Annotated in this window: 32 protein-coding genes; all 32 read left to right on the top strand. The window is 37.9% G+C overall.

Features of this window, described 5'->3' with window-relative positions; genetic code table 11:
• The first annotated feature begins 2 nt into the window (after positions 1–2).
• The 32 genes from JOC73_RS02445 to JOC73_RS02605 all read left to right on the top strand — a co-directional run bounded on the left by JOC73_RS02445 (position 3) and on the right by JOC73_RS02605 (position 25711).
• Positions 3–467 (top strand): type IV pilus modification PilV family protein, encoded by a 465-nt coding sequence (locus JOC73_RS02445; RefSeq protein ID WP_204400263.1) that lies wholly within the window; start codon positions 3–5, stop codon positions 465–467.
• Between the two features lie 2 nt (positions 468–469).
• Positions 470–979, top strand: a complete 510-nt coding sequence (locus tag JOC73_RS02450; RefSeq protein ID WP_204400264.1) for a PilW family protein — start codon at positions 470–472, stop codon at positions 977–979.
• A 19-nt stretch (positions 980–998) separates the two neighbouring features.
• Positions 999–1766, top strand: coding sequence for a prepilin peptidase (locus tag JOC73_RS02455; RefSeq protein ID WP_204400265.1), 768 nt, complete (start codon positions 999–1001; stop codon positions 1764–1766).
• A gap of 103 nt (positions 1767–1869) precedes the next feature.
• The gene (gene pilM, locus JOC73_RS02460; protein WP_204400266.1) at positions 1870–2910 is read left to right on the top strand and encodes a type IV pilus assembly protein PilM; all 1041 of its coding nucleotides are present in this window, start codon (positions 1870–1872) and stop codon (positions 2908–2910) included.
• Between the two features lie 15 nt (positions 2911–2925).
• A complete protein-coding gene (locus JOC73_RS02465; RefSeq protein WP_204400267.1) occupies positions 2926–3477 on the top strand; it encodes a PilN domain-containing protein in 552 nt (183 codons plus the stop codon).
• The gene (locus tag JOC73_RS02470) at positions 3474–4787 is read left to right on the top strand and encodes a hypothetical protein (protein ID WP_204400268.1); all 1314 of its coding nucleotides are present in this window, start codon (positions 3474–3476) and stop codon (positions 4785–4787) included. The genes JOC73_RS02465 and JOC73_RS02470 overlap by 4 nt, the downstream gene beginning before the upstream one ends.
• 123 nt (positions 4788–4910) lie before the next feature.
• The gene (locus tag JOC73_RS02480) at positions 4911–6674 is read left to right on the top strand and encodes an S-layer homology domain-containing protein (RefSeq protein WP_204400270.1); all 1764 of its coding nucleotides are present in this window, start codon (positions 4911–4913) and stop codon (positions 6672–6674) included.
• Positions 6675–6758: 84 nt separating this feature from the next.
• Positions 6759–7022 carry a late competence development ComFB family protein gene (locus JOC73_RS02485; RefSeq protein WP_204400271.1) on the top strand — a complete coding sequence of 88 codons (264 nt, stop codon included), beginning with the start codon at positions 6759–6761 and terminating at the stop codon, positions 7020–7022.
• A 90-nt stretch (positions 7023–7112) separates the two neighbouring features.
• The gene (gene aroQ, locus JOC73_RS02490; protein ID WP_204400417.1) at positions 7113–7544 is read left to right on the top strand and encodes a type II 3-dehydroquinate dehydratase; all 432 of its coding nucleotides are present in this window, start codon (positions 7113–7115) and stop codon (positions 7542–7544) included.
• A gap of 23 nt (positions 7545–7567) precedes the next feature.
• The gene (locus tag JOC73_RS02495) at positions 7568–8635 is read left to right on the top strand and encodes a M24 family metallopeptidase (protein ID WP_204400272.1); all 1068 of its coding nucleotides are present in this window, start codon (positions 7568–7570) and stop codon (positions 8633–8635) included.
• A gap of 28 nt (positions 8636–8663) precedes the next feature.
• Positions 8664–9221 carry an elongation factor P gene (gene efp / locus JOC73_RS02500; RefSeq protein ID WP_204400273.1) on the top strand — a complete coding sequence of 186 codons (558 nt, stop codon included), beginning with the start codon at positions 8664–8666 and terminating at the stop codon, positions 9219–9221.
• A 59-nt stretch (positions 9222–9280) separates the two neighbouring features.
• Positions 9281–9745, top strand: a complete 465-nt coding sequence (locus JOC73_RS02505) for a CD1247 N-terminal domain-containing protein (RefSeq protein ID WP_204400274.1) — start codon at positions 9281–9283, stop codon at positions 9743–9745.
• 124 nt (positions 9746–9869) lie between these two features.
• Entirely contained in the window at positions 9870–10913 is a 1044-nt protein-coding gene (gene spoIIIAA / locus JOC73_RS02510) for a stage III sporulation protein AA (protein WP_204400275.1), read from the top strand.
• On the top strand, positions 10903–11424 hold the full coding sequence (gene spoIIIAB / locus JOC73_RS02515; protein ID WP_204400276.1) for a stage III sporulation protein SpoIIIAB: 522 nt from the start codon (positions 10903–10905) through the stop codon (positions 11422–11424). The genes spoIIIAA and spoIIIAB overlap by 11 nt, the downstream gene beginning before the upstream one ends.
• Before the next feature lie 17 nt (positions 11425–11441).
• Positions 11442–11642, top strand: a complete 201-nt coding sequence (gene spoIIIAC, locus JOC73_RS02520; RefSeq protein ID WP_330613065.1) for a stage III sporulation protein AC — start codon at positions 11442–11444, stop codon at positions 11640–11642.
• Positions 11643–11657: 15 nt separating this feature from the next.
• A complete protein-coding gene (gene spoIIIAD, locus JOC73_RS02525; protein WP_204400277.1) occupies positions 11658–12044 on the top strand; it encodes a stage III sporulation protein AD in 387 nt (128 codons plus the stop codon).
• Between the two features lie 11 nt (positions 12045–12055).
• Entirely contained in the window at positions 12056–13228 is a 1173-nt protein-coding gene (gene spoIIIAE / locus JOC73_RS02530) for a stage III sporulation protein AE (RefSeq protein ID WP_204400278.1), read from the top strand.
• Between the two features lie 9 nt (positions 13229–13237).
• Positions 13238–13888, top strand: a complete 651-nt coding sequence (gene spoIIIAF / locus JOC73_RS02535) for a stage III sporulation protein AF (protein ID WP_243427844.1) — start codon at positions 13238–13240, stop codon at positions 13886–13888.
• Positions 13889–13907: 19 nt separating this feature from the next.
• Positions 13908–14492 carry a stage III sporulation protein AG gene (spoIIIAG, locus tag JOC73_RS02540; protein ID WP_204400280.1) on the top strand — a complete coding sequence of 195 codons (585 nt, stop codon included), beginning with the start codon at positions 13908–13910 and terminating at the stop codon, positions 14490–14492.
• A 78-nt stretch (positions 14493–14570) separates the two neighbouring features.
• The gene (locus JOC73_RS02545; protein WP_204400281.1) at positions 14571–15338 is read left to right on the top strand and encodes a SpoIIIAH-like family protein; all 768 of its coding nucleotides are present in this window, start codon (positions 14571–14573) and stop codon (positions 15336–15338) included.
• Between the two features lie 70 nt (positions 15339–15408).
• Positions 15409–15798 carry an Asp23/Gls24 family envelope stress response protein gene (locus tag JOC73_RS02550; RefSeq protein WP_204400282.1) on the top strand — a complete coding sequence of 130 codons (390 nt, stop codon included), beginning with the start codon at positions 15409–15411 and terminating at the stop codon, positions 15796–15798.
• Positions 15799–15943: 145 nt separating this feature from the next.
• Positions 15944–16366 (top strand): transcription antitermination factor NusB, encoded by a 423-nt coding sequence (gene nusB, locus JOC73_RS02555; protein WP_204400283.1) that lies wholly within the window; start codon positions 15944–15946, stop codon positions 16364–16366.
• Complete coding sequence (locus JOC73_RS02560; protein WP_207755036.1) at positions 16359–17345, top strand: Kae1-like domain-containing protein; 987 nt, start codon at positions 16359–16361, stop codon at positions 17343–17345. The genes nusB and JOC73_RS02560 overlap by 8 nt, the downstream gene beginning before the upstream one ends.
• Positions 17326–18177, top strand: coding sequence for a bifunctional methylenetetrahydrofolate dehydrogenase/methenyltetrahydrofolate cyclohydrolase FolD (gene folD, locus JOC73_RS02565; protein WP_204400284.1), 852 nt, complete (start codon positions 17326–17328; stop codon positions 18175–18177). Before JOC73_RS02560 ends, folD begins: the two co-directional genes overlap by 20 nt.
• Entirely contained in the window at positions 18168–19400 is a 1233-nt protein-coding gene (gene xseA, locus JOC73_RS02570; RefSeq protein ID WP_204400285.1) for an exodeoxyribonuclease VII large subunit, read from the top strand. The genes folD and xseA overlap by 10 nt, the downstream gene beginning before the upstream one ends.
• On the top strand, positions 19381–19608 hold the full coding sequence (gene xseB / locus JOC73_RS02575; RefSeq protein WP_204400286.1) for an exodeoxyribonuclease VII small subunit: 228 nt from the start codon (positions 19381–19383) through the stop codon (positions 19606–19608). Before xseA ends, xseB begins: the two co-directional genes overlap by 20 nt.
• A 2-nt stretch (positions 19609–19610) precedes the next feature.
• The gene (locus JOC73_RS02580) at positions 19611–20498 is read left to right on the top strand and encodes a polyprenyl synthetase family protein (RefSeq protein WP_204400287.1); all 888 of its coding nucleotides are present in this window, start codon (positions 19611–19613) and stop codon (positions 20496–20498) included.
• Between the two features lie 19 nt (positions 20499–20517).
• On the top strand, positions 20518–20976 hold the full coding sequence (locus tag JOC73_RS02585; protein WP_204400288.1) for a divergent PAP2 family protein: 459 nt from the start codon (positions 20518–20520) through the stop codon (positions 20974–20976).
• Positions 20977–21831: 855 nt separating this feature from the next.
• Positions 21832–22332 (top strand): hypothetical protein, encoded by a 501-nt coding sequence (locus tag JOC73_RS02590; protein ID WP_243427835.1) that lies wholly within the window; start codon positions 21832–21834, stop codon positions 22330–22332.
• Between the two features lie 18 nt (positions 22333–22350).
• Positions 22351–24252, top strand: a complete 1902-nt coding sequence (gene dxs / locus JOC73_RS02595) for a 1-deoxy-D-xylulose-5-phosphate synthase (protein WP_204400289.1) — start codon at positions 22351–22353, stop codon at positions 24250–24252.
• Positions 24253–24275: 23 nt separating this feature from the next.
• On the top strand, positions 24276–25082 hold the full coding sequence (locus JOC73_RS02600; protein WP_204400290.1) for a TlyA family RNA methyltransferase: 807 nt from the start codon (positions 24276–24278) through the stop codon (positions 25080–25082).
• 179 nt (positions 25083–25261) lie between these two features.
• Positions 25262–25711, top strand: a complete 450-nt coding sequence (locus JOC73_RS02605) for an arginine repressor (protein WP_204400291.1) — start codon at positions 25262–25264, stop codon at positions 25709–25711.
• The last annotated feature ends 5 nt before the right edge of the window (positions 25712–25716 follow it).

The raw sequence follows: 25716 nt of genomic DNA on the forward strand, positions 1-25716 counted from the left end.
AAATGAAGGAATATATGCATGTTAAAAGGACAGAAAGGATTAGAAATACAGAGGGCTTAACCCTAATGGAGGTCATCATCTCCCTTGCTATTTTAGGAATTATTACGGTCTCCATCATTACCATATTTAGCAATAGCTACAGCAATATTTTCTCTTTGGGAAATAGAAGTAAAGCCTTGGCAGAGGCATCACGCAGGATTGAAATTCTTTATACAATACCGGTTGAAGCGAGAAATGTTGCAACCCTGAAGGATGCCCTAGTGGATGCAACGACAATTTATGTGGAGGATGAAGCTGCACTTTACCACACAACCTCTGAAAATATAACTAGATTCATGATCAACCCCAAAACCCTCCTTCTAAATCATATTGAGGAAAATACAGGATTTAAGGTGACGATCGTTGTTTTCTATCAAGATGGTGGGCGTTGGGTAACGCTGGATACCTTTTTGAGGGGAGGGATTTAAGGATGAGGTATGTTATAAATCGGAGAGGATTCACTTTGGTGGAGGTTTTGATTGTGGTGGCCTTTGTAGGAGTTTTGGCTACTTTAGCGTATTCTCTTCAGTTTTTTGGTCTAAAGAGCTTTGTAGCAGGGGGAAATCAAGCTAATATACAGCAAAATGTTAGGCTTGCATCAACTGTCCTTAGGCGGGACTTAAAAAATGCCACCAGTGTAGGGCTGGTGGAAAATAGTCAACCTCTAGAAGTAGATAGTGAAGCATATCGGTTGGTAGATGATCATTTGATTAAAGTAAATACTAACTTTTCTACTGAGGCAGTTATTGAAGATATTAGTATTACCCTAGAGGGGATCAATGGAAGCGTTATGCTAATCTATGAAATAACGGGGAAGAATGGTTTTAGTTTAAAGAACCAAATTCTTTTAAACAACCTAATCCTTGAAGAAATAGGAGGGCAGATTGTATTGGATAATGTATATAGCTTAAGGAATTATAGATTGATTTTTACTCAATAGGAAATGGAGCATAGTGTCTATGACTTTAATGATATTTTTATATGGAATGATAATCGGATCTTTTTTAAATGTATGTATATGGCGGGTGCCAAGAGGGGAATCTATCATATTTCCACCTTCCCACTGCCCTAATTGCAATACAAGACTAAAATTATATGACCTTGTTCCAGTGCTAAGTTATATATCAACAGGGGGGAAATGTCGCTACTGTTTTAATCAAATTTCTACTCAATATCCTTTAGTGGAGGTAGCAAATGGTTTGCTATATCTTCTCATTTTTCATAAGTACGGTTTCTCCATAGATTCATTAATATATTGCTTATTGGGTAGTTTACTATTGGTAATTGGAATCGTAGATTATTATAGTCAGATTATTCCCAATGAATTCATCATTACAGGCTTTGGGATTCTATTAATACTCAACATAAAAAGTTATACCACTGAACCCAGTCTTTTGCTTTCAGGGGTTGTTGGGCTAATAATAGCGGGAGGCTTTTTCTTATTTATAGCCATCATCACTGCTGGTGGAATGGGGGGAGGAGATATTAAACTCATGGCCATGCTAGGTTTATGGTTGGGTTGGAAATTAGTTCTCCTGGTAATGCTGTTGTCTTTTGTACTGGGGGCATTGGGTTCTTTAATCTTAATATCACTAAAAATTAAGGGGAGAAAGGACTATATTCCCTTTGGACCCTTTATCGGGATTGCTACATTACTGACAGTACTCTATGGAGATGATATAATTAATCTGTATATAGATTTTGCTCTAAAAGGATTTCTAAGTTAAGGTCCATTTAATCAAAAATTAAAGAACAGAAGCTGTCATAAATGATTTAGTTGAGAATTAATTTAAATAATTTCTTTGTAGTGAAATAGAAGGGGGTTATGGCTTGTTCGATCGAGAGGTTCTTTCAATAGATATTGGAAGCCACCAAATAAAGGTGGTAGTTGGTAAGTATCACAATAGTGAAATCATAATCTCCCATGCCTTTATGACGCCAACGCCAGAAGGTGCCTACCAAGATGGGCAGATTATAGATATACATAAAATAACATATGACATCGACAAAGCATTGGAACAGCATAGGATAAAAGCTAAAAAGGTGGTATTCTCCCTTCAGAGTACAAATGTGATCACCCGTGAGGTGGATTTGCCCTCCGTTGCGGAAGAACAATTGGCTAGTATGCTGGAATATGAAATACAACAATTTTTTCCTACTTCACTGGAGGATTATGTGATTCAGTATAAGAAGCTAAAGACTTTTAATGAAGATGACAGAAAAACTCGTCTTTTGGTGGCTGCTATACCGAAGTCAATTGTGCAAAGTTATTGGGAGTTAAGCAAAGAACTTAACCTAAAACCATTAGCATTGGATATCCATTCTAATAGTATTTCGAAGCTTTTTATGAAGGGTTTAAAGTTAGATGGATTAGATTATAGAGAACATACTTTAGCAGTAGTAGACCTAGGGTACGAAGGGATAAATATTAACATTATTAAAGATGGTACCTTAGAGTTTAGTAGACTGCTACCAATAGGTGGGAAAGAGATAGATATCATGATTTCAAAGGTATTTGAAATTCCGAAAGAGCAAGCGGAAGAACTGAAAAAAACCCCCAAGCGGGACATTTTAGAGGAGGCGCGTTTTGATAATCTTGTTAACTCCTGTATTCAAGGGTGGGGAGAGGAAATTCAGAGAATATTTAAATATCATACCAGTAGAGAATTAGGCAATCGAATAGATCAGATTTACTTAATGGGTGGGCATGCCAATTTAAAGAAAATACCAGAAGGTATGAAGGGATACTTTAATATTCCTACAAATGTATTATCCTATTTAAGCAATATTAAGCTAAATGTTTCTAAAGGTAATGAAGAGATAGACTTGAAATACTATTTGAATGCTATTGGAGCTATTATAAGAAAGTAAGTAGGTGGTAATAACATGAGGGATTTTAACTTTTTTGAACCTTATTTAAATAAAAACACCAATTTTAGTGGTAAAACTGGGAAATATCTGGTGGTAGTCGGAGCTATGACCCTATTAGCTCTATATCCACTATATAATGGGATACAGATTTATAAGGCAAATAGTGAGGTGGCTACTGTTGGTGGACTTGTCCAATCCTCTAGTATACAAGAGGGAAAGCAATTGATGGAGAAGTTGACCAATCAGCGAAAGGCGCTAGTAGAACGAAAAGAAAAACTAGTCGGGGTGGAGGAAATCTTTAGGGGGAAAGATGTGATTAATGACCTGCTGATTTTTACCATTAATGACCATATTCCAGAGGATGTATTTTTAGAGTCGGTGAAGATTAGTGCTGGACAGATATTGATTCAAGGGGTTTCCAAGGATCAAAAATCCATTGCCCTATTGGATCGTAATCTCAGAAGAAATGAAGCTTTTAAGGATGTTTTTATATCCAGTATAATAGGAGATTTAGGTAGCTATACCTTTACTGTAAGTTTTTCTATTAAAGGTGGGGATGAAGAATGAAGCTAACTAAGAGAGATCGAAAATTACTACAGGTCCTTTGTGGAACACTTATTTTGCTTGGATATTTTCACTTAATCCTAGACCCCCAATGGCAAAAGTTAAAGGAGCTAAAGGAAGTAAAGGAAGCCTACAATAAATCAATTGAAGCTGTGGAGTTTTCCATGGAGTCAAAGGATTTCGTGGAAACTGAAATTGTAGAAATAGTGGAAGAAGTTGAAGCCTTACAGAAACTTTATTTTGATTCTATTGACCAAGGTAACATTATTTTATTAATGGATCAATGGATTGAAGCTTCGGGGCTCGGTGTGCCAGCCCTGACTTTTTCTGAGTATCGAGTAGAGATTTTAGCTGAGGAGGAACTGGAGACAATCGCTTTAACTGTCCCTTTTGAAGGGGAATATGGAGAACTCCAAGAACTGTTAAGAAAAATAAGAAATCATGAAAACCGGGTACTTATTAGCCAGTTAAACATCCAGAATAACCTTGATGGCAGTATTAAAGGAAGAATGTTGTTGGATTTTTATAAACTTAAAGATAATGGAGCTAAAGGTGAAGAACCTTTTATAGCAGAGGATATCAAATCGGTGACCAAAAATAATCCCTTTAGTCCTTACCAAGGATTTTTTAGAGGGGTAACTGGTGTAGAAGAGATTGTGGAGGAGATGGAGGGCTACTTACCTACTCAAGAGGCTTTAGGGGAGTATGGAGAAGATAACATAACTGGAGGGGGTAAACAAGGACCCAAGGAGTCAAACATTGTCCTAGGACTAAATGACTTTGAAGTCATGGATACATTTTTTGTAGGGGAGCCAAGGGACATGGTTGGGGATTTGGTGTTGGATGGTAACGCTCAATCAGGTAAATATTCACTGCTGGTGGACTATGATTTTATAAGACCTAGGCAAAGATCGGTGGCCAATGTGGTATTTGAGGGGGAACCAATGATGATTGAATACGCCCCAGAATTGTTACAGCTTTCAATCTATTCCTACGGGGAAGCTAATCATGGTGTATCTCTTATTCTAAAGGATTCCAAGGGGCAAGAGTATACAGTAAGTTTGGCTCAACAAATAGACTGGAGGGGGTGGGAGAAGCTAAAAGCTACACTACCGAAGGAAATTTCTTATCCTGCCCGTCTTCAAAGAATAACAATAGAGGCTAGAGATTTTGACCCGGTCACAAATGGAATCCTTCTATTGGATAAATTAGAGGCAGCATATCAAACGGGTGCTGTACTGTTAAGGGAAGGCAAAACGTCTAATGGGAAAGAAAATGAAGGAATATATGAAGTACCTAATAATGGAATATAACGGGATTTCGGATGAAAACCATGTGAAGGTTGGACAAACATTATTAATTCCGAAACGATAATAGTTTTAACGGGATTGATTAATAATTTATTTTTATCAACCTATGGAGAATAGGAGGTTACTATGGGAAAAAAGCAAGTACTTTCTTTAGTTATGATATGGATATGTTTGATGAGTATTAGTAATATTAGTTTTGCAAATGCCCAAAATCAACACCTAAATGAAGAAAATGGGAAGGAAATCGGTCTTATTGCTGGAGAGTTGGCAGCTCAAAGGGACTATATAAATGATCACCCAAAGGATTGGCTAAAGGCTTATGCAGAGGAGGAAGTTAGGACAATCTCCCTCTATGAATTAGATGACCAGTCCTATCTGACAAAATATTACTTCCTAAGGGGGTTTAGAAAGGGTTTTGAAGAGGGATATGAAAACGGCTATAGGGTTTTAGAGAATCAGGAAACCACTGTAACAGAAACCAACCAAAAATATCGGTACGCAGTCTCCCATGGTGAGTTTTTCGGGAGTCTATTAGGGGGACAAAATGGCATTAAGGAATATCATGGGGGCAAAACCAATGATTGGAGAAGGTCTGTTCCCTCTAATACCCAACTGATTAGAGAGTATTCGCTTAATCGGGACACAGAACATTATTCAAATGAATTTATTCTTAGTTTTAAGAAGGCTTATCAAGCTGCTTATACTGAGGCATTCCGACATGCAAATGCTGAAAATCATAGGGTTACAAAAGAGATGGGCTACATCCATGGTGAAGAGGCAGGCGAAGAACAAGGGAAGGTTAGTGGAAGGATAGATTTTGTAGATGGAAGAAACAGCAGTTGGAGAGCTGCACTTCCAACAGATACGGAAATTATCATCCAAGGAAATTTAATGAGGGGAAATTCACAGTATAGGGAGGGTTTTATAGCTGGGTACAAGGAGGGCTTTAAATCTGGTTATACTGAGTTTTTTCAAGAAAATAATCTCTCCGCCATTTTAGATAATATCAAGGTAACTGAGGTTTCAATGTTGGGTGAAACAATTAGCAGCACCGATGAAGTTTTAACTGTAGAGATTATGCCTGGAGCCTTCTATTGGGAAACCTTCTTTTCAGTTGAAAAAGATACCCTACCCATCTACTACTTAAACACCAAGCGACTAGAGGCTGCTACTAGAAAATATTCGCTGGAGGTAGAAAATCACCTAGGGGCGATTGAGCTTAGGGAGCCAGTTACTTTGAGCTTTACTTATTATGGGACTGAAAGAGCTGGTATATATCAAATGATCAATGGAGAATGGCGATACTTATTTAGTCGTATTGATGGAAATACAATTACGACATTAATCCCCAAAGGTGTTTTTTCGGGTGGGGAATATGCAGTGTTGATAGACCAACAATATCCTGAGCTTCGGGACATCTATACCCATTGGGCCAGTGATGAGATATATACTTTTGTTAGACGTTTTTATGTGGCTGGGTATCCTGACAGGACCTTTAAACCTTTAGAAAATGTATCTAGAGGAGAATTCGTCACCCTATTGGGGCGGGTTTTAAATTGGGCTCCTGCTTCTAAAAAAGTTAAGGAGTTTAAAGATGTACATGAGTTTGGCGTTTTTAAAAGTGCAATTCTTTCTGCCGTTGATGAAGGGTATATAAAGGGTTATCCAGATGAAACCTTCAAACCCAAGAATCCCATCACCTATCAAGAAATTGAGTGGATTATACAGAGGGTCCCTGGTAATAATGAATTTAGCTGGAAAGAAATCCAGGACAGTATGATGTACGAAAAATATACTCGATCCGATAGCCGATTAAGTATGAAGAAGAATATTACTAGAGGAGAAATTATCTATATGCTCTATCTACTACAGGAGGCAGGTAAGTTATAATTTTTTATAAAATAAATATAAACAAATATATTTAGGGTATATATTAAATAAGCTAATAGAAATCATAAGAAGGAGAGGTTGGTTATGAAGGTGAAAAATAATATGGAGGACGTTATTGAGCATTTGCTACCACAAGTCTTGAAAAGCTACCCAGAGGTTTGTAAATGTGAAAGATGTGTTAGTGATATTAAAGCACTTGCACTAAATATTTTACCTCCAAAATATGTGGCAACCCCCTTGGGGGAAGTCTATTCAAGGGTTAATGAACTATCTACTCAATTCGAGGCTAATGCAGTAAAAGCAATAATTGTAGCCATTGAAAAAGTATTAAAGCATCCAAGACATTGATAAATATTATGCTAATTTATGAAAATCTATTCAAATCCTTAAAAATGTGATATTATTAAATAGGATTTCGAGAGGAAGGGTTTGACAATAGTGGAAAAATACTTAGTCATACACGGTCCCAATTTAAATCTATTGGGTACAAGGGAACCAGAAGTCTATGGTACAGTTTCCCTACAGGAAATAAATGAAAAATTGCGATTGTCGGCTGATAAATATGGTGTAAAATTGGTAATACTACAAAGTAATAGTGAAGGGGAGATTATAGACATTCTTCACCAACATAGGGACGCCAAGGGAATCATCATTAATCCTGCTGCCTACAGCCACTATAGTATTGCCATACATGATGCAATTAAAGCAATTAACGTTCCAACGGTTGAAGTTCATTTAAGCAATATTTATGGTCGGGAGGAGTTTCGTCGACATTCAGTGGTTTCACCGGCATGTATTGGACAGATTTCTGGGTTTGGATATTTAAGCTATCTACTGGCATTGGAAGCTCTGATGTCAAGTGACAAATAAATAAGATCTTAGGGGGAGAAATTATGGAAATGAGAGTAAATAAAGTTCGCAACCTATTGGATGAAAAAAATTTAGATGCTATACTATTGTACAAGCCAGAGAATAGAAGGTATATAGCAGGTTTTACGGGGAGTAATGGTTATATCCTGATCACTAAGGAAAAGGCAATTTTCATCACTGACTTCAGGTATACTATTCAAGCAAGTGAGCAATGTCAAGGTTTTGAAATTGTTGAAATGAACAATCATAACCCATTATCAGATGTGCTAAAGAGCTATTCCCTAAAAAGACTAGGAATCGAAGAAGAACATGTTTCCTATGGTCAATTTTTAGAATTCAGTGAAAAGCTACCAGAGGTTGAATTTGTTCCTTTAAAGGGAACACTTACTACAATCCGTTCAATCAAAACAGAAGATGAAATTGAGTTAATTGCTAAAGCGGCTGAAATTACTGACGAAGCCTTTGAGCATATTATGAAATACATAAAGCCTGGGATGAAGGAAACGGAAGTAGCGCTAGAGTTGGAAGTATTCATGAAGAAGAAGGGTGCCAGTGCCCTTAGTTTTGAATCGATCGTAGCATCTGGAGTAAGATCTTCTCTACCCCATGGAAAAGCTTCAGATAAGGTGATTGAGAAGGGTGACATGATTACACTTGATTTTGGATGTGTATATAAGGGTTATTGTTCTGATATGACTAGAAGTTTTGTAATGGGAGAAGCTACTGATAAGCAAAAGGAAATCTACTACGGGGTATTAGAAGCTCAAGAAGCATCTCTAAAGGCTGTTAGACCAGGTATTACTGGAATAGAATTAGATAAAATTGCAAGAGACATTATTACTGAAAAAGGTTATGGTGAAAACTTTAGACATGGTTTAGGGCATGGTGTTGGTATTGAAGTCCATGAGCTTCCCCATGTAAATGCCCGTGGAACAGTGGCAATGGAGCCAGGTGCCGTCATCACTATAGAGCCAGGAATTTACGTTCCACATTATGGTGGCGTAAGAATTGAGGACTTAGTTGTCGTAACAGAAGATGGTTATCGAGTTCTATCAAAATCTACCAAGGAACTGATTGAACTTAAATTATAACATTAACATTTAACTATGGAGGGATAGAATGATTTCAGCAGGTGATTTTAGAAAAGGTGTTACTTTTGAAATGAATGGAGAGCCATATGTAGTTTTGGATTTCCAACATGTTAAGCCAGGTAAAGGAGCAGCTTTTGTTAGAACGAAGCACAAAAACTTAAAGACTGGTTCCATCAGAGAGGAGACTTTCAACCCATCTGATCGTTATCCAAGAGCACATATCGAAACAAAAGAAATGCAATACTTATATAGTGATGGTGAATTATACCATTTTATGGATAATGAAACTTATGAGCAAATCCCATTGTCTTATGATCAAGTAGAGGATGCAATTAAGTTCTTAAAGGAAAATGATTCAGCCACTATAAAATTCTACCAAGGAAAGCCTTTCCAAGTAGACCCACCAAACTTTGTTGAGTTAGTCATTACAGAAACAGAGCCTGGCATCAAAGGTGATACTGCTTCTAACGTTACAAAGTCTGCTACAGTTGAGACGGGAGCTGTAATCCATGTTCCTCTTTTCATCAACGAAGGTGATAAGGTAAGAATTGACACTCGTACTGGAGAATATATGTCAAGAGCATAAAATCCATATATTCTAGGTAATAATATTAAAGTATTATGCTAGAAAAGGAGGTAATAGGAATGAGTTATTTGTTTGAAAAAGTTTCTTATTTAAGAGGGTTAGCGGATGGTCTAGACATCAAAAAATCATCTAAAGAAGGTAAGTTGTTAATCAGCATCATCGACACTTTAGAGGAATTTGCAGATGCCATTGCAGAGGTTAGTGAAGATCAAGAGGAACTAGCTGAGTACGTAGAGGCATTAGACGAAGACCTAATGGAGGTTGAAGATGAGTTATTCGACCTTGACGAAGACGAATATGATGATGATTATGACGATTATGATGACGACGATTATGATGATGACGATATCGATTTCGCAGAAGTAGAATGTCCTTACTGTGACGAAGAAATCTATGTAGACGAAGATTTACTAGATGAAGAAGAAATCGAAGTACAATGTCCTCAATGCCACCGTCCTATTACAATAATGGACGAAGATGAGTATGCAGAGTACGAAGAAATCCATAACGACGACGAAGAATAATAACTAAATTACCTAACCATTGAAAATCCAATGTGAAGAACATTGGATTTTCTTTTTTTTGTTTTCAGTCATATTTAGTGGGCAAGTACAATATTTATTATATATAAAGGGGGGACATGTTCTGATGAATCCTATGGAAAGTAACTTTATAAAAAAAGCATCAAATATGGATACACATTTACAGTTGGAACAGTACCTCTGTCCTGAACTAAGGAAAATAGTCGGTAAGATACCAGAAACATTTAAAACAACCATGGAAGAAATTAGACTAAGGATGAATCAACCACTAATGGTGTATGGAAACAACCAAGACTATTTTGTCAGTCCCACTGGGGAGCTGGTGAAGGACAGGGAACGAGGATTTCCAGTAGGTAGGATAAATATTGAAAATACCCTACAGTTTATTTCAAACTATTCCATTTATGCAGTTGAAGAAGAATTAAAAAGAGGATACATCACAATCACTGGAGGACATCGGGTAGGCATTGTCGGTAGAGTCGTCACCGATGATAAAGGAATTAAGACAATGAGGGATTTTAGTGGTTTAAATATTAGAGTATCAAGAGAAAAGAAGGGCGTGGCCAATTCGGTTATGAAATATCTCATTAATGAACGGGGGGATTTTTATAACACACTAATTGTATCACCACCCCAATGTGGTAAGACAACCCTATTGCGGGATATTATACGGCATATCAGCAATGGAATGCCAGCGTTAGGGCTAAGGGGCTTGAAAATAGGTGTAGTGGATGAAAGGTCAGAAATAGGAGGAAGCTTTCAAGGGGTTCCTCAAAATGATTTGGGAGTAAGGACAGATCTATTGGATGGATGTCCAAAGGCTGCAGGGATGATGATGCTAATCCGTGCCATGTCTCCAGAGGTAATCGCCACTGATGAAGTGGGAAAGCAGGAGGATAATATGGCTATTGAAGAAGCACTAATGGCAGGTATTAGGCTAATCACCACTGTCCATGGCAATTCGGTAGAAGACCTTTACCACAAGAAGATAATATGTAATCTGGTAAAGGATAAGATATTTCAAAGAATAATTGTTTTATCCAATAAAGGAGATGTGGGGACAATCGAGGGAATTTACGATGGGAACACCATGAAGAATCTGATCATGAGCCCGATAAGAAACAGGGTGGTGAGATCAAATGATCATTAAAATTATTTTTTCTATCGTTATTGTATTTGTAAGTACAATTATAGGAGAAATATATGCCAATGGCTACCGCCAACGAACGAAAATGATTAGCCAACTAATTTCTACCCTTCAAATGCTGGAGACTGAAATTGTTTATGCATCTACACCATTACCTTTTTTAATGCAAAAGGTATCAAGGAGAAGCCCACCAGAAATTGCAAATTTACTGGAGACTACATCGGAAATCTTGCTGAGGAAAGAAGGCTATACCTTCTCAGAGGCATGGCAAAAGGGAATTGAATTATCCCATAAAAATAGTGCGTTATATAAGGAAGATCTAGCGTTATTAATCAATCTAGGAAACAACCTAGGAAATTCAGATCGAGATAATCAGATGAAGCATATACAATTGGCTATGGAGGAACTTAGACGGAATTATGACGAGGCAATCCATCTTCAAAACAAAAATGTTAAGCTGTATAAAAGCATGGGACTACTGGGAGGCCTAGCAATTGTAATAATCTTATTTTAATAGGGGAGGAAAACTTAATGATGATGGATGTAGATTTGATATTTAAGATAGCGGCTGTTGGGATTATTGTAGCAGTGTTGTATAGGGTGCTAAAGGCAGCAGACAGAGACGAGCAGGCTATGATGGTGACCCTAGCAGGTGTTGTAATCGTGTTAATGATGGTGATTAATTTAATTAGTCAGCTTTTCGATACAGTTAAAACGATGTTTCGTTTGTAATAAGGATGTGATGAAATGGAAATCTATCAAATTGTAGCCGTGGGAGTAGTTGCAACTGTACTGGCAGTTACCGTGAAGAATCAGAATCAAGAAATCGGGATGTTTGTCAGTATCGTGACAGGTTTTGTAATCTTTATTTTTATTGTAGCCAAGCTTCAGTCGGTAATTGAAATACTGCACCAAATGGCCAATAAAATCAATATTGATGATATCTATCTTTCTACCATATTAAAAATTGTTGGAATAGCCTATATTGCGGAATTTGGTGCCCAGATTTGTAAGGATGCGGGGGAGGGAGTAATTGCCTCCAAGATTGAGTTTGGGGGAAAGGTGTTAATCATGGTGATGGCAGTGCCGATTCTAGTTTCCTTGATGGATTTAATTATAAATATGGTACCTTAGGATGTGAAAATATGAAAAAACTACTGATAATAACCTTATTAGTTTACCTATTGATGACGCCCTTTGTACTGGGGGCAGAATCAAAATTGACACCTGAGAACATTATCATGGAGCAAATAGATCGATTGGATACCGGTGATTTGCAAATGATTATGGAAAGTATCAATCGAGATTTAGGAGAACATATGCCAAGGCTGGAGTTAAAGGGCCTCATTCTGAAACTCTTAAAGGGAGAAGGGGTTATATCATTAAAGGAATTGGTGCAGGTGGGGCTGCAGGTTCTTTTCAAGGAAGTGGTGGCAAACTGGGTATTGTTGACGCAGATTATCGTACTCTCTTCTATTTATGCGATATTGAGCAATCTTCAAAATGCTTTTGAAAATGACATAGTCGGAAAATTAGCCTATAGTGTTTGCTATTTAGTCATTATCACTCTGACGATCAAAAGCTTTTTAATAGCCCTTACCATTGGAAGGGAGGCTATTGATTTGATGGTAACCTTTATGCACGCTCTATTACCGGTATTATTAGCGATTCTGTTGGCAATGGGAGGAATCACTTCTTCGGCTTTTTTTCATCCAGTATTGTTGGGGGCAGTTGGGTTTGTGGGTACGGTGGTAAAGACACTGGTATTGCCTTTAATTTTTTTCTCCACTGTTTTATCCATTGTTAACAATTTTTCTTCAAAAATACAGATTACAAAATTAGCAGGATTATTAAGACAATTGGCTGTCATGATTTTAGGGTCCATACTTACCGCCTTTATAGGAGTAATCTCAATTCAGGGAATTACAGCTGCCTCAGTGGACGGAGTTACCATGAGGACGGCAAAGTTCGCAGTGGATAAGTTTATTCCCATAGTGGGAGGATTTTTGTCGGATGCAATGGATACAGTTGTGGGATGTTCGTTATTATTAAAAAATGCTATTGGGGCGATTGGACTGATTACAGTATTTCTAATTTGTCTAATTCCAATGATCAAAATCATTGCATTAATTGTCATTTACAAACTCTGTGCAGCAGTCATAGAGCCCATTGCACAAAAACAACTGGTGGACTGTCTGAATCAAATGAGCAATGCATTAGTTCTTTTGTTTGCTACAGTTTCTTCTGTAGCCATAATGTTTTTTATAACCATAACCATAATTGTAGGTACAGGTAACATTACACTGATGATGAGGTAGGTGAAAAAAATGATGGAGGGTTTAAGGGAATGGATTGTAACCATTCTTTCAATCATAATATTTATTACTTTTGTGGAATTTTTACTCCCCAACAACAATCATAAACGTTATATCAATGTAATTATAGGATTGATGATTATGCTGGTAATTTTAAGACCCTTGATGGGGCTTCTATCGGGAGGGACCACCTTGGGGGATAATATTCTTCAAGCATCCAACCAGATGGAGGTCATGACGATGCAAAATCGAATGGACACTATAGATTTGGCAAACAATGAGACGGTGACAAGGCTTTACAAAGATAACTTGAAGGAGCAGATGAAGCATAGGCTGGAAAAACAACTGGGCTACCGAGTCCATGATCTGGAGATTGAAATAGAAGAAGTAGATAAAAAAAATTTTGGAATGATTAAAGGAATCACCATTGTCCTGTTGGAGGAAAAACAGCAGGAGTCTCCACCAGAGAAAAATGCAAAAAGGATAAAAGATGTGGAGGTTAGTGTCAATGTTCATGTAAGCTTGTCGGAAAAAAATAATAATAATGTTCAGGCCAGCAGCATAATGATAGATAGTGAAGGAAAGGTCATTAAGGATGACTTTAGCTCCTTTTATCAAGTCGACAAGGATAAAATCAATATTTCTGTACTGAAGAATAAGTAAAACGGGAGGAGAACAAACGATGGAAAAATGGAATGAAGAGCTAAAAAAGTTGTTGTCCAAAAAGTATGTGGCAAACCTATTAGTGATTCTAGCTGTAGCGGTGATGGCTTTAATTGTTTCAGGAGATTTTTTTGCAAAGGATTCGTCAACAAACCGATTAGAAAGGAATCCGATGGGGGATACCCTCGTAATGCAGCAGGTGGAAACCAAGTCAGAGGAAGAATTAGTTGAAAATAGATTAAAGAAGATATTGGAGGAAATGAGGGGAGCTGGTGAGGTAGAGGTAATGGTCACCTTTGAAATGGGGGCTGAAATTGTACCTGCCATCAATACAGTTGAATCAAAAGATACTACTGAAGAAAAGGATTCAAATGGAGGGACTCGAACAGTCAACTCCGAAAATATTACAACAAGTACCGTTATAACCAACGACAATGCTGGAAATAGACCTTTAGTACTGAAGGAAATCAAGCCACAGGTAAAGGGTGTCATCGTAGTGGCGGAGGGGGCTGATGACCCACAGGTAAAGGCCAGACTATATGAAGCTGTAAAGACAGTACTTCAGATCCCTGGACATCAAGTTCAAGTATATCCACGGAACTAATAGGGGTGTGGTTGTGAAAGATGGATAATACAAAATTACAGTTGAAGTATTCACGAATTAAATAGGAGGGAATCGAATATGAAATTTAGAGATTTTAATGTATTGAAGAGAAAGAACTTTGTAATTTTTTCCTTAGTAATGATGTTGGGACTTATTGGGTATATTAATTATAATTTAAATAAACAGTCTTTGCTTCAGACCTCCAGTGAATTAGAGAAATATGAAATGAAGCTGATGGAGGAAAGTGGTGTACTTAATAAAATATTAGACGATGAAGAATTGGTGCTAGAAGATACACAACAGCAATACGAAAAAGATGCTGAAGGTGAAGAAGCAGGTGAGGAAGCTGACCAAGCGACCGTAACAACTGCCAATACTGAGGAAGAAATGGATAATGCAATAGTAGTTGACAGTCTTGAAAATAATGTTGAAGATACAGCAAAGGCAACGAGTGCAGAAATTACGAAAATAATTACCAGTAAAGAAGTGATGCAAAGTAATGCTTATTTTATAGAAAGTAAGATGCAAAGAGACAAGAAACGTAGTGAAATGATGTCGTACCTAAATAGTATCGTAGACAATGCCTACACTGCTGAGGATGTAAGAGAGCAAGCTCAAACTATGAAAATGCAGTTGGTAACCAATACTGACAAAGAGCTTATGATTGAGAACATGATTACTGCGAAGGGATTTAATGATGCGATTGTCTACTTAACTGATCAGACAATTAATATTGTTGTTCAGAGTCCAGGACTAAACGGAAAAGAAGTAGCTCAAATAGTGGATATCGTTAGAAGAGAAACGGAAATTGTTATGGATAACATAATTATTATGAATAAAAAATAGAACTGTTTGTCAATAGCAAAGGAATTTGGTATAATAATCCTAGGTAATTGACACTCAGGGGGTGAAATAGATGGATGCTATTCAAAATTTAGAGTATGGTGAAATACGTATTGCTGAAGATGTAATCGCAACGATAGCAGGCCTATCAGCTATTGAAGTTAATGGTGTAGCTGGCATGAGTGGCGGATTAGTAGGTGGTATTGCTGAAATACTAGGCAGAAAGAGCCTATCTAAGGGAGTCAAGGTTGATATTAATGAAAAAGGTGGTTTTATTGACCTTTACTTAATTGTTGATTATGGTACAAAAATACCCGAGGTAGCTTGGGAAATTCAAGATAAAGTAAAGAGGGCTATTGAAGTGATGACTAACCTAGAGGTAATTGAGGTTAATATTCATGTTCAAGGTGTGAATTTTCTTAAGGCAACAGCTGAGGAAGGAAAGCCCCAAGGAACAAAATAAATGTTAAAAAATAACCCTCTGGTTTCAGAGGGTTTGTTTTGCGTAGGAGTAATTTAAAATTATTGTATCTGGTGGTTTAAAATACTTCAGTATATAGAACAATACATAATATAAACAAAAGTGAAAGTAAATGAGGAGGAAGAAGATGAACAGGAAGCTTGCCAGAGAATTTTGTATGAAGATGTTATTTGAGATGGGTATACATAACAATTTTGATGTAAACCTCATTAAGGGACGTTTAGAAGAGGAAAATGAGAGCATAGAAGTACAACAGATGGAGTATATTCAAGACCTTTTAAAGGCTGTGATTGAGAATAAAGCGACACTAGACGAAATTATTGTTGCATTTTCAAAGGGTTGGAAACTAGACCGTATTGCAAAGGTGGATCTTGCTATTTTAAGAATAGGGCTTGCTGAATTATTGTATATGGATAATATTCCTTTTGCAGTTTCCATCAATGAAGCAATAGAATTGGCAAAGAAGTACAGCACAAATGAGTCGGCCTCTTTTATCAACGGGATTCTAGGACGATATGTTGAGGAAAAAGGCATTAATAAAAATGATTAAAAAGAATCTGATCTTAGGACTGGACACCAGCAACTATACCACTTCCATGGCCCTATTAAGAACCGATGGAACGCTAATACGGGAAGCCCGTAGATTATTGCCAGTAAAGGAGGGTACCATTGGACTGAGACAATCGGATGCCTTGTTTCATCATGTGAAAAACCTTCCAGATTTATTTGAAGGCCTAATGGCTGATGTCTCCGTGGAAGAGATTGCCGCCATCAGTAGCGCAACAAAGCCTCGACCAGTTGAAAAGTCCTATATGCCTGTTTTTTTAGCGTCCGAATCCTACGGTAGGAGTTTGGCAGCTGTATTAAAGGTACCTTTTTATAAATTTAGCCATCAAGAGGGACATATTGCCGCAGGATTGTGGTCAAAGGAGATTAGACTTAAGAAACCCTTTATAGCGCTACATTTGTCAGGGGGAACAACAGAAGCCCTAGAGGTAACACCAGAAGATTATGGTTACTCCATCAATATCGTTGGAGGTTCTGGGGATTTAAGCGCTGGTCAATTTATAGATCGAATCGGCGTAAAACTAGGATTACCTTTTCCTGCAGGCCCCCATTTAGAGAAATTAGCCCAAGGTTGGCAGGGGGAGGTAATTAACGTTCCTATCTCTGTTAAAGGGACTAATATTAGCTTTTCTGGGCCAGAGACCTTTGTTCGGCGGGAAATAGAAAAAAATCCAAACAAAGATCAGATTGCTCATTCAGTTTTTGAAGGTGTAGGGGCAACACTGGTGGGTTTAATCAAAAAACTCATGAAGCTGTACCCCCACAAGGAAGTTTTACTGGTGGGGGGAGTGGCCTCCAATCAGCAAATTAAAGGAAAATTAGTTAGTTCTTTTAGAGACAAGGGTATTAACTTAATATATGCTGATCCCATGTTTTGTTCTGATAATGCAGTGGGTATTGGTGTGTTGGGTGTAAAAAAATACTTGGGGGAGGTAGATTTTTATGACAGCAAAGATCATTGATGGTAAAGGAATGGCAAAAGCTATTCGTAAAAATATTGCTAAAGAAGTGGAAGTATTGAAGGAACAATATAATGTCATACCTGGTTTGGCAGTGGTGATTGTGGGGGATGATCCGGCCTCCCATACCTATGTGAATATGAAGGAGAAAACCTGCAGAAAATCAGGGATGTACTCAGAGGTCCATAGACTTCCTGAGGAGACGACTCAAGAAGCATTATTAAAATTAATCCAAAGTTTAAACGAAAATCAGAAAATCCATGGAATTTTAGTACAGGTTCCGCTACCCCATGGCATCAATGAAAGTGTCGTTAATTCCCATATCAAACCAGAAAAAGATGTAGATGGATTTCATGCCATCAACTCAGGCAATCTATTTTTAGGGGAAGAAACCATTGTTCAATGCACGCCAAAGGGAATTATTGAATTAATTAAATCCACTGGTGAAGAGATTAGTGGAAAGGAAGCCGTGGTGGTGGGAAGAAGTAATATACTTGGTAAACCTGCTGCGATATTATTATTACAGGAGAATGCGACTGTCACCATCTGTCATTCCCGTACCAAGAATCTAAGACAGCATATTGAGAAGGCAGACATTCTGGTGGCTGCGGTTGGAAGACCTGAGTTGATCAAGGGAGATATGATTAAGGAGGGGGCCATCGTAATAGATGCTGGTACATCAGTTGTTGATGGTAAACTAGTGGGAGATGTGGAGTTCGAAAAGGCGAAGGAAGTAGCTTCTTATATTACTCCTGTTCCTGGTGGTGTAGGTCCTATGACGATTGCCATGTTGCTTCAAAATACCCTAGAGGCGGCTAAAAAGACATGCAAATAAAGATTTTATCAGTTTCGGAAGTAACTTCATATATAAAAAGAATACTATTCAATGACCCGATCCTTCATAATATTAGGGTAAAGGGGGAAATTTCCAACTATAAGCTCCATAGTAGTGGACACATGTACTTTACCCTTAAGGACCAACAGAGTCGCATAAACTGTGTCATGTTTAAGACCAACGCTGAGAAACTAAAGTTTGTATTAGAAGAGGGGCTAAAGGTCACAATTAAGGGTTATATTTCTGTCTATGAAAGGGATGGACAATATCAGCTATATGTTAATGACATTGAGCCAGTGGGTATGGGGTCATTGTATCTTGCCTACCAGCAAATGAAGGAGAAATTGGAAAAGGAGGGGCTATTCGATTCTGTAAAGAAAAAGCCAATACCTTTTATGCCAGAGAAGATTGCACTGATTACTTCTCCAACAGGGGCGGCCATCCGTGATATGATTTCTGTCATTCGGCGGCGATATAAACGGGTAGAACTTGTGATTTTCCCTGTTTTGGTACAGGGAGAAAGTGCGGCAGAATCCATTGCCTGTGCTATCGAAATGGCCAATAGAATAGAAGACTTCGACTTAATTATTACTGGTAGAGGGGGAGGATCTATAGAAGAATTGTGGGCCTTCAATGAAGAAAGGGTGGCCAGGGCAATATTCCAAAGTAATATCCCAATTATTTCTGCAGTGGGTCATGAAACTGATTTTACCATAGCTGATTTCGTTGCCGATTTACGGGCACCTACGCCATCGGTGGCGGCAGAGCTGGCGGTACCTTCGCTTCGCGAATTAAAGGAGAATCTAGTCAGTCAACATAGAAGATTAGTTTTTACTATGAATACTAGAATCAAAGCTTTACATAGTCGATTGGATCGGGTAAAGAATAGCTATCCATTTAAATATCCTCTGAATACTGTCTATGATCATCGTCAAGTGGTGGATGGGCTGATGGAGGATTTAGTGAAGGAAATCAGAGTTTTACATAGAAATAAAAGAATAAAGCTACATAGTATTGGACAAAGGTTGAATGGTCTTAGCCCATTATCAATTTTAAAACGGGGTTATTGTTATGCCCAACAGCAAAATCAAAAAGTAATTAGGAGCGTTGATGATGTCAAAATAGAAGATGTCGTCAATATTCGATTGATGGATGGGAAGGTCCAATGTAGGGTGATAAATGTTTTGAAGGAGGAGAATACCCTTGAGAAAAAAGAAATTTGAAGATGCCATTAAAAAACTAGAGGAGATTCTTCATCAGCTGGAGGATCAGGATATGGAACTGGAGGAGTCTCTTAAAATTTTTCAAGAGGGTGTTGAACTATACCAGTTCTGTCATCAGAAGCTAGACGATGCAGAAGAGAAAATATCAATGATAATCGATGAAAATGGGGTTCTTAAGCAAGTGCCCTTTCCAGAAGGGGAGGAATAAAAATGGAATGGAAAAATCAAATGAAGAACTATATTGAGACTGTAAATGAGGAATTGGATAAGTATTTTACCCTTCCCAAGGATAAAAATCAACAGGTTATTGAAGCTATGAAATATAGTGTTTTTGCGGGTGGTAAGAGACTGAGACCTATTTTGGCCCTTGCCTCTTATCAAATATTTGCAAAGAATTTTGAAGAAGTACTACCCTATGCCTGCGGTCTGGAAATGATCCATACCTATTCGTTAATCCATGATGATTTGCCTGCCATGGATAATGATGACTATAGAAGGGGAAAGCTAACAAATCATAAGGTCTATGGAGAGGGGCTGGCTATTTTAGCTGGAGACGGTTTATTAAATTATTCCTTTGAAGTAATGTTGGGGGATGCTATCAAACGAGATAACCCCAAACCTTTTCTTAGAAGTATTCACGAGATTGCTAAAGCAGCAGGGATCCATGGAATGATTGGAGGTCAGACAGTGGACCTGCAAAGCGAAGGACAGGCTATTGATGCAGATACCTTGGACTATATTCATCACAATAAGACGGCTGCCCTGATCACTGCTCCATTAAAGATTGGAGCAATTATTGGAAATGCATCGGAAGAAGATATTAAGAATATGGAGTTTGTAGGTAGACAATTGGGACTAGCCTTCCAAATTAAAGATGATATACTAGATATTGTAGGGGATCAAGAAAAACTAGGAAAACCTATAGGAAGTGATGAGGATAACAATAAATCCACTTACCCTTCCATATATGGATTGGAGTATTCAATTCAAAAAGTACAAGAGCTAACGGATAGTATCAATGATGTTCTAGGTCGATACGGGGAAGCTTCAAACTTTTTATATGAGCTTAGCCAATACTTAGTCAATAGGGAATCTTAGATTTTAAGGAGGAAATGCTGTGGGTTTTTTTGATACGATAGGTAATAATAGGGTGTTGTGGATTTCTCTTTTGTCATGGTTTATTGCTCAGACAATAAAAGTAGTTCATACCCTTATTGTGGACAGAAGGTTTAATGCATGGCGATTCGTTGGATCTGGTGGTATGCCCAGCTCCCATTCATCCTTTGTAATGGGATTATCCACCTCTGTTGGATTAATTCATGGTTGGGATTCCTCAATATTTGCTATTGCTATCGTCTTTTCTTTTATTGTTATGTACGACGCTGCTGGCGTTCGTAGAGCTGTGGGTAGACAGGCGATTATTATTAATAAAATGATTGCTGATCTACACAATAAACAGGGTAAGAAGGAGAAAAAACTAACAGAACAAAGATTAAAGGAGCTAGTAGGGCATACACCTGTTGAGGTATTTGCAGGAGCGATTTTAGGGATTGTAGTGGCCTATATGATGATTTGATAATGATTTTTGAATATGTTATAATTCCATATAGAATAGGTATTGCAAATTAAATACTTTATAATAATTGTAGTGGTGCAGTATTCTAGTCAATTTAACCAACTTGGAAGGCGGGGCTAAAAATCCGTCAAAGGGCACATCGATGAAGTTCTTAGCTTCGGCTGCCGACGCCCAGTCGGGGGTCGATTCTGGGAGTAAGGAGATGGGGGCGATCTGCAATGGCATGCGGGCGATGACCCTCACTTCGTGGAGACCGATGTTAATCTACGGATTAGCGTGGGGAGAAACCTACAGGGGATGTACAGTAATATAGTACATACTGTAGAGTAGCCTGCCTTGAGTGGGATAGGTGGATAAGTAGATCAGTTTCTGGAGGATAGGGCCCATCTGAAGGATTCATTGCTACTTGAAACCTATACTGCAAAAGGGGCTAAGAGTTGGAAAAATTGTCGAGGAAATCTCCTAGACTGTTGGTTTGACCAAGTACATTAAGGATTACAGTGCGGACTAAGTGGTAATTCAGTCCTATCTTTGGCGACGAGATAGAGTTTGGTTTAAAGGGAAACCGCTGCCATGGCGACAGGCAGTACCGAACTGGGAAATCCAACTGGACCTAAGCCGTAAAATTTACTTAGTGTATTGCCACTAAATCTTAGCTGATAGTCTAGGCTATCAGCTTTATCTATATATTTCATATTTAAGTGGTTTGGTAGTTAATGATCTTATTATGGGGGGATTTTTTTGTCGTGTGGCAGTAAAAAAACCAAAAATGGGAATACTGATAAAAACAGTATATGGAAAAAGTACAATCTCAAATGGGTTGTTGTGGTCTCTATTTGGACTTTTTTTCTATCTATGGTGATTAGTGTATTATCGGAATCCGTTTTGGACAATACTGATGTAGTATCTGCTTTTATGATTTTATTATTAATTATTTTTATAGGAGTCGTTAGTGATATGATTGGAATCGCTGTAGCAGCAGCAGAGGAAAGACCCTTTCATGCAATGGCGGCTGATAAGGTGGATGGTGCAAAGTTCGCCATTAAACTATTGAAAAATGCTGGTGCCGTATCGAGCTTTTGTAATGACGTAATTGGTGATATTTGCGGGATTGTCAGTGGAGTAGCAGGAGCAACGATTATTTTAAAATTGCCGAGTACATTTATTTCTACAGCGATCTTAACCATTGTCCTTACGGGCTTTGTTGCTTCTTTGACGGTGGGAGGAAAGGCTTTAGGAAAAAGTGTTGCTATATATCAGTCACAATTAATTGTATATAAGACTGCTAAGGTCTTGGATTTTATTAATAAAAAATTTGGGCTAGACTTGATTCCTAACACAAATGGCAAAAAATAAGAAAGAGGATGAGAGAGCATGTATAAATATTTGAACCAGATTAACTCTCCCCATGATTTAAGAAGGTTAAAAGAAACTGAAATAGAGGTTTTATCTAAAGAAATAAGAAGATTTTTAATTAATTCAGTTTCCAAAACCGGAGGACATCTAGCATCTAACCTAGGTGTAGTAGAGTTAACTTTAGCAATGCACACAATATTTGATAGTCTTCGAGACAAGTTTATTTGGGACGTGGGGCATCAAAGCTATGTCCACAAGATGATTACTGGAAGAAGAGAAGATTTTACAACTCTACGACAATATAAGGGGTTAAGTGGTTTCCCAAAGAGAAAAGAAAGCTTTCACGATCATTTTGATACTGGTCATAGTAGCACCTCTATTTCTGCTGCCCTTGGAATGGCTTCTGTAAGGGATTTAAAGAGAGAAGACCATTCTATCGTGGCAGTCATAGGAGATGGCGCTTTAACAGGAGGAATGGCCTTTGAGGCCTTAAACCATGCAGGGCAAAATAAAAGCAACCTATTGGTAATCCTGAATGATAATGAAATGTCCATTTCGCAAAATGTTGGTGGTATGTCTAACTATTTAAGTAAATTAAGGACAACTCCTATGTATTCTAAAGTAAAGGGAGATGTGGAAAATCTAATTAGTCAGATTCCAGCCATTGGTAAAACGATGGTTAAAACAGCAGAAAAGGCTAAGGATGCAATAAAATACTTTGTTGTTCCTGGCGTATTTTTTGAGGAACTTGGGTTTACATACATAGGTCCTATCGATGGACATAATTATAATGCCCTCTGTAAGGCACTGAAGCAGAGCAAAAATATCTCTGGTCCTGTTCTACTTCATGTGTTAACAAAAAAGGGTAAGGGATATTCTTTGGCGGAGGCTTCTCCCCATGATTTTCATGGAGTTAGTCCATTTAAAGTGGATTCAGGAAAACCCCTATCTAATAAGGATAAAGTAACTTATTCGGATGTAGCAGGAAAATCTCTGATAGAACTAGCGGAGGAAGATCAGAGGGTTGTAAGCATTACGGCTGCTATGCCGGCCGGAACTGGGATGACGGGCTTTTCCCAGAGGTACCCCCATCGTTTCTTTGATGTTGGGATTGCTGAACAGCACGCAGTTACCTTTGCAGCAGGAATGGCTGCGGAAGGGTACAAACCCTTTGTTCCAATTTATTCGACTTTTTTACAAAGGGGATTCGACCAAGTTGTTCATGATGTTTGTATACAAAACCTGCCAGTAACCCTATTGGTGGATCGGGCAGGACTTGTAGGAAATGATGGTGAGACCCATCACGGCTCCTTTGATATTTCCTTCTTATCCTGTATACCAAACCTTACTTTTATGTCTCCGAAGGATGGAAAAGAACTTAGGGCAATGATTAAGTACGCTGGTAAAGTAAATGGACCGGTTGCCATCAGATATCCAAGGGGCTCTGCAGGAGAAGTAGCATCGGAGTTAGGAGAGGAAATTATAACAGGCAAAGGTGAGATTGTATATGAGGGCGGTAAAGATGTGGTAATATTTGCACTAGGACATATGAATGATGTAGGTCTTAAAGTCTGTAGGAGTCTTCAAGAACAGGGGATAAAAGCAACGCTGGTCAACCCCCGTTTCATCAAGCCTCTAGATGAATATCTAATATTACAACAGGCCCATAGGTGTAAACGTATCTATACGATAGAGGATCATATAAAAATAGGTGGATTTGGAACGCAGGTATTAACGCTATTAAATGATAATCAAATAAATAAACAAGTGAAAATATTTGCTTTGCCCGACATGTTCGTAGAGCATGGTAATGTAGAAATATTACATGATTTTTATGGGTTGAGTGGTGAAAAGATCACAGAGTCAATAATAGCGGATTTTGTCAGCAATGCAAGTGAAAAAATGATGATGTCTAGATAATTATTGAGTTTAGGAGATGGGTAATGGCACAAAAGATAAGAATAGATCAATTATTATTCCAAGATGGATATTTTGATAGTAGAGAAAAGGCTAGAAGAGCCATAATGGCAGGTTTAGTATTAGTGGACCAACAAAGGATTGACAAGCCGGGTACAAAGGTCAATGAAGATGCCAATATTGTTGTGAAGGGTGGAGGTTTACCCTATGTAAGTCGTGGAGGGCTAAAGCTAGAAAAGGCAATAAAGGAATTTGATATTGAACTGACGGAAAAGGTATGTCTTGATGTAGGTTCCTCTACAGGGGGTTTTACCGATTGTATGCTACAAAATGGTGCAAGAAAAGTCTTTGCTATTGATGTAGGGTATGGACAGTTGGATTGGAAGCTTCGACAGGATGAACGGGTTGTCTGTATGGAGCGTACAAATATTAGGTATGTTAAGGTGGAGGATTTAGGTGAACAGGGGGACTTCGCTTCCATTGATGTGGCCTTTATATCTTTAAAGTTGGTTCTCCCTGTAGTAAAAGAACTAATTCGTCAAGGGGGAGAAATCGTTGCTTTGGTAAAGCCGCAATTTGAAGCTGGAAAAGAAAATGTGGGGAAAAAGGGTGTTGTTAAGGACATTAAGATTCATCAACAGGTAGTTTTTGACATCGTTAACTTTAGTTCAGCCTTAGGTCTACAGATTAAAGATTTCTCTTTTTCACCTATAAAGGGACCAGAAGGAAATATTGAATATTTATTACATTTATGCAACATTTCAGATGCTGAATCTCAAATCTCTGTGGATTATATTGAAAACAGAATTGTGGAGTCCCACCAAACACTGTAATTTTAAAAGCAAAATAAAAAGTCAGCGAAGCTGACTTTTTGTTTTGTAAAAAAAAAATAATATGATAAAATTTTTTGGAAATAATTTGTTTAAATGAAGGAATTTGTAGATTAATAGAGAATAATAAAAATACATAGAGTTGAATAAATCATTCTATTCCTAGTTGAAGGAGGATTGTCATGAAATACACAAGACACGCAAAAATTTTAGAACTGATAGAAGCTCATGAAATTGAAACTCAAGAAGAACTCTCTGAAGAACTAAAAAAGAACGGCTTTAAAGTTACTCAAGCCACTGTATCTAGAGATATCAAGGAATTGAGACTAATTAAAGTATTAGCTAAGAGTGGAAAGTATAAGTATGCTACCCTAAAAAGTCAAGACTCGATTTTATCTGATAGATTGATTAGACTATTTAAGGACTCAATTCTTTCAATAGATCACGCGGGAAATATGTTGGTTTTAAAAACAATTCCTGCAGCAGCTCAAGCAGCAGCATCTGCCATCGATGCAGCTGGAATAGATGGGATTGTTGGATCTGTAGCAGGAGATGATACTATTTTTGTACTAATAAGGGATCATGACAAGATGGAAGAAGCTAAGGAGAAATTTAAAAAATTAATGAAATAGAGGAG

The organism is Alkaliphilus hydrothermalis (genome assembly GCF_016908555.1).
GTDB classification, from domain to species: Bacteria; Bacillota; Clostridia; order Peptostreptococcales; family Natronincolaceae; genus Alkaliphilus; species Alkaliphilus hydrothermalis.

Bases quoted from the DNA above. Each gene is read 5' to 3' on its own strand.
- folD (WP_204400284.1), top strand. From the start codon at position 17,326: ATGACAGCAAAGATCATTGATGGTAAAGGAATGGCAAAAGCTATTCGT.
- JOC73_RS02450 (WP_204400264.1), top strand. From the start codon at position 470: ATGAGGTATGTTATAAATCGGAGAGGATTCACTTTGGTGGAGGTTTTG.
- JOC73_RS02470 (WP_204400268.1), top strand. From the start codon at position 3,474: ATGAAGCTAACTAAGAGAGATCGAAAATTACTACAGGTCCTTTGTGGA.
- JOC73_RS02455 (WP_204400265.1), top strand. From the start codon at position 999: ATGACTTTAATGATATTTTTATATGGAATGATAATCGGATCTTTTTTA.
- spoIIIAE (WP_204400278.1), top strand. From the start codon at position 12,056: ATGAAAAAACTACTGATAATAACCTTATTAGTTTACCTATTGATGACG.
- JOC73_RS02495 (WP_204400272.1), top strand. From the start codon at position 7,568: ATGGAAATGAGAGTAAATAAAGTTCGCAACCTATTGGATGAAAAAAAT.
- JOC73_RS02590 (WP_243427835.1), top strand. From the start codon at position 21,832: ATGGTGATTAGTGTATTATCGGAATCCGTTTTGGACAATACTGATGTA.
- JOC73_RS02550 (WP_204400282.1), top strand. From the start codon at position 15,409: ATGGATGCTATTCAAAATTTAGAGTATGGTGAAATACGTATTGCTGAA.
- dxs (WP_204400289.1), top strand. From the start codon at position 22,351: ATGTATAAATATTTGAACCAGATTAACTCTCCCCATGATTTAAGAAGG.
- JOC73_RS02485 (WP_204400271.1), top strand. From the start codon at position 6,759: ATGAAGGTGAAAAATAATATGGAGGACGTTATTGAGCATTTGCTACCA.
- spoIIIAF (WP_243427844.1), top strand. From the start codon at position 13,238: ATGATGGAGGGTTTAAGGGAATGGATTGTAACCATTCTTTCAATCATA.
- nusB (WP_204400283.1), top strand. From the start codon at position 15,944: ATGAACAGGAAGCTTGCCAGAGAATTTTGTATGAAGATGTTATTTGAG.
- JOC73_RS02560 (WP_207755036.1), top strand. From the start codon at position 16,359: ATGATTAAAAAGAATCTGATCTTAGGACTGGACACCAGCAACTATACC.
- JOC73_RS02545 (WP_204400281.1), top strand. From the start codon at position 14,571: ATGAAATTTAGAGATTTTAATGTATTGAAGAGAAAGAACTTTGTAATT.
- JOC73_RS02480 (WP_204400270.1), top strand. From the start codon at position 4,911: ATGGGAAAAAAGCAAGTACTTTCTTTAGTTATGATATGGATATGTTTG.
- spoIIIAG (WP_204400280.1), top strand. From the start codon at position 13,908: ATGGAAAAATGGAATGAAGAGCTAAAAAAGTTGTTGTCCAAAAAGTAT.
- JOC73_RS02580 (WP_204400287.1), top strand. From the start codon at position 19,611: ATGGAATGGAAAAATCAAATGAAGAACTATATTGAGACTGTAAATGAG.
- efp (WP_204400273.1), top strand. From the start codon at position 8,664: ATGATTTCAGCAGGTGATTTTAGAAAAGGTGTTACTTTTGAAATGAAT.
- JOC73_RS02465 (WP_204400267.1), top strand. From the start codon at position 2,926: ATGAGGGATTTTAACTTTTTTGAACCTTATTTAAATAAAAACACCAAT.
- JOC73_RS02445 (WP_204400263.1), top strand. From the start codon at position 3: ATGAAGGAATATATGCATGTTAAAAGGACAGAAAGGATTAGAAATACA.
- spoIIIAB (WP_204400276.1), top strand. From the start codon at position 10,903: ATGATCATTAAAATTATTTTTTCTATCGTTATTGTATTTGTAAGTACA.
- JOC73_RS02600 (WP_204400290.1), top strand. From the start codon at position 24,276: ATGGCACAAAAGATAAGAATAGATCAATTATTATTCCAAGATGGATAT.
- spoIIIAD (WP_204400277.1), top strand. From the start codon at position 11,658: ATGGAAATCTATCAAATTGTAGCCGTGGGAGTAGTTGCAACTGTACTG.
- JOC73_RS02505 (WP_204400274.1), top strand. From the start codon at position 9,281: ATGAGTTATTTGTTTGAAAAAGTTTCTTATTTAAGAGGGTTAGCGGAT.
- xseA (WP_204400285.1), top strand. From the start codon at position 18,168: ATGCAAATAAAGATTTTATCAGTTTCGGAAGTAACTTCATATATAAAA.
- spoIIIAC (WP_330613065.1), top strand. From the start codon at position 11,442: ATGATGATGGATGTAGATTTGATATTTAAGATAGCGGCTGTTGGGATT.
- spoIIIAA (WP_204400275.1), top strand. From the start codon at position 9,870: ATGAATCCTATGGAAAGTAACTTTATAAAAAAAGCATCAAATATGGAT.
- JOC73_RS02605 (WP_204400291.1), top strand. From the start codon at position 25,262: ATGAAATACACAAGACACGCAAAAATTTTAGAACTGATAGAAGCTCAT.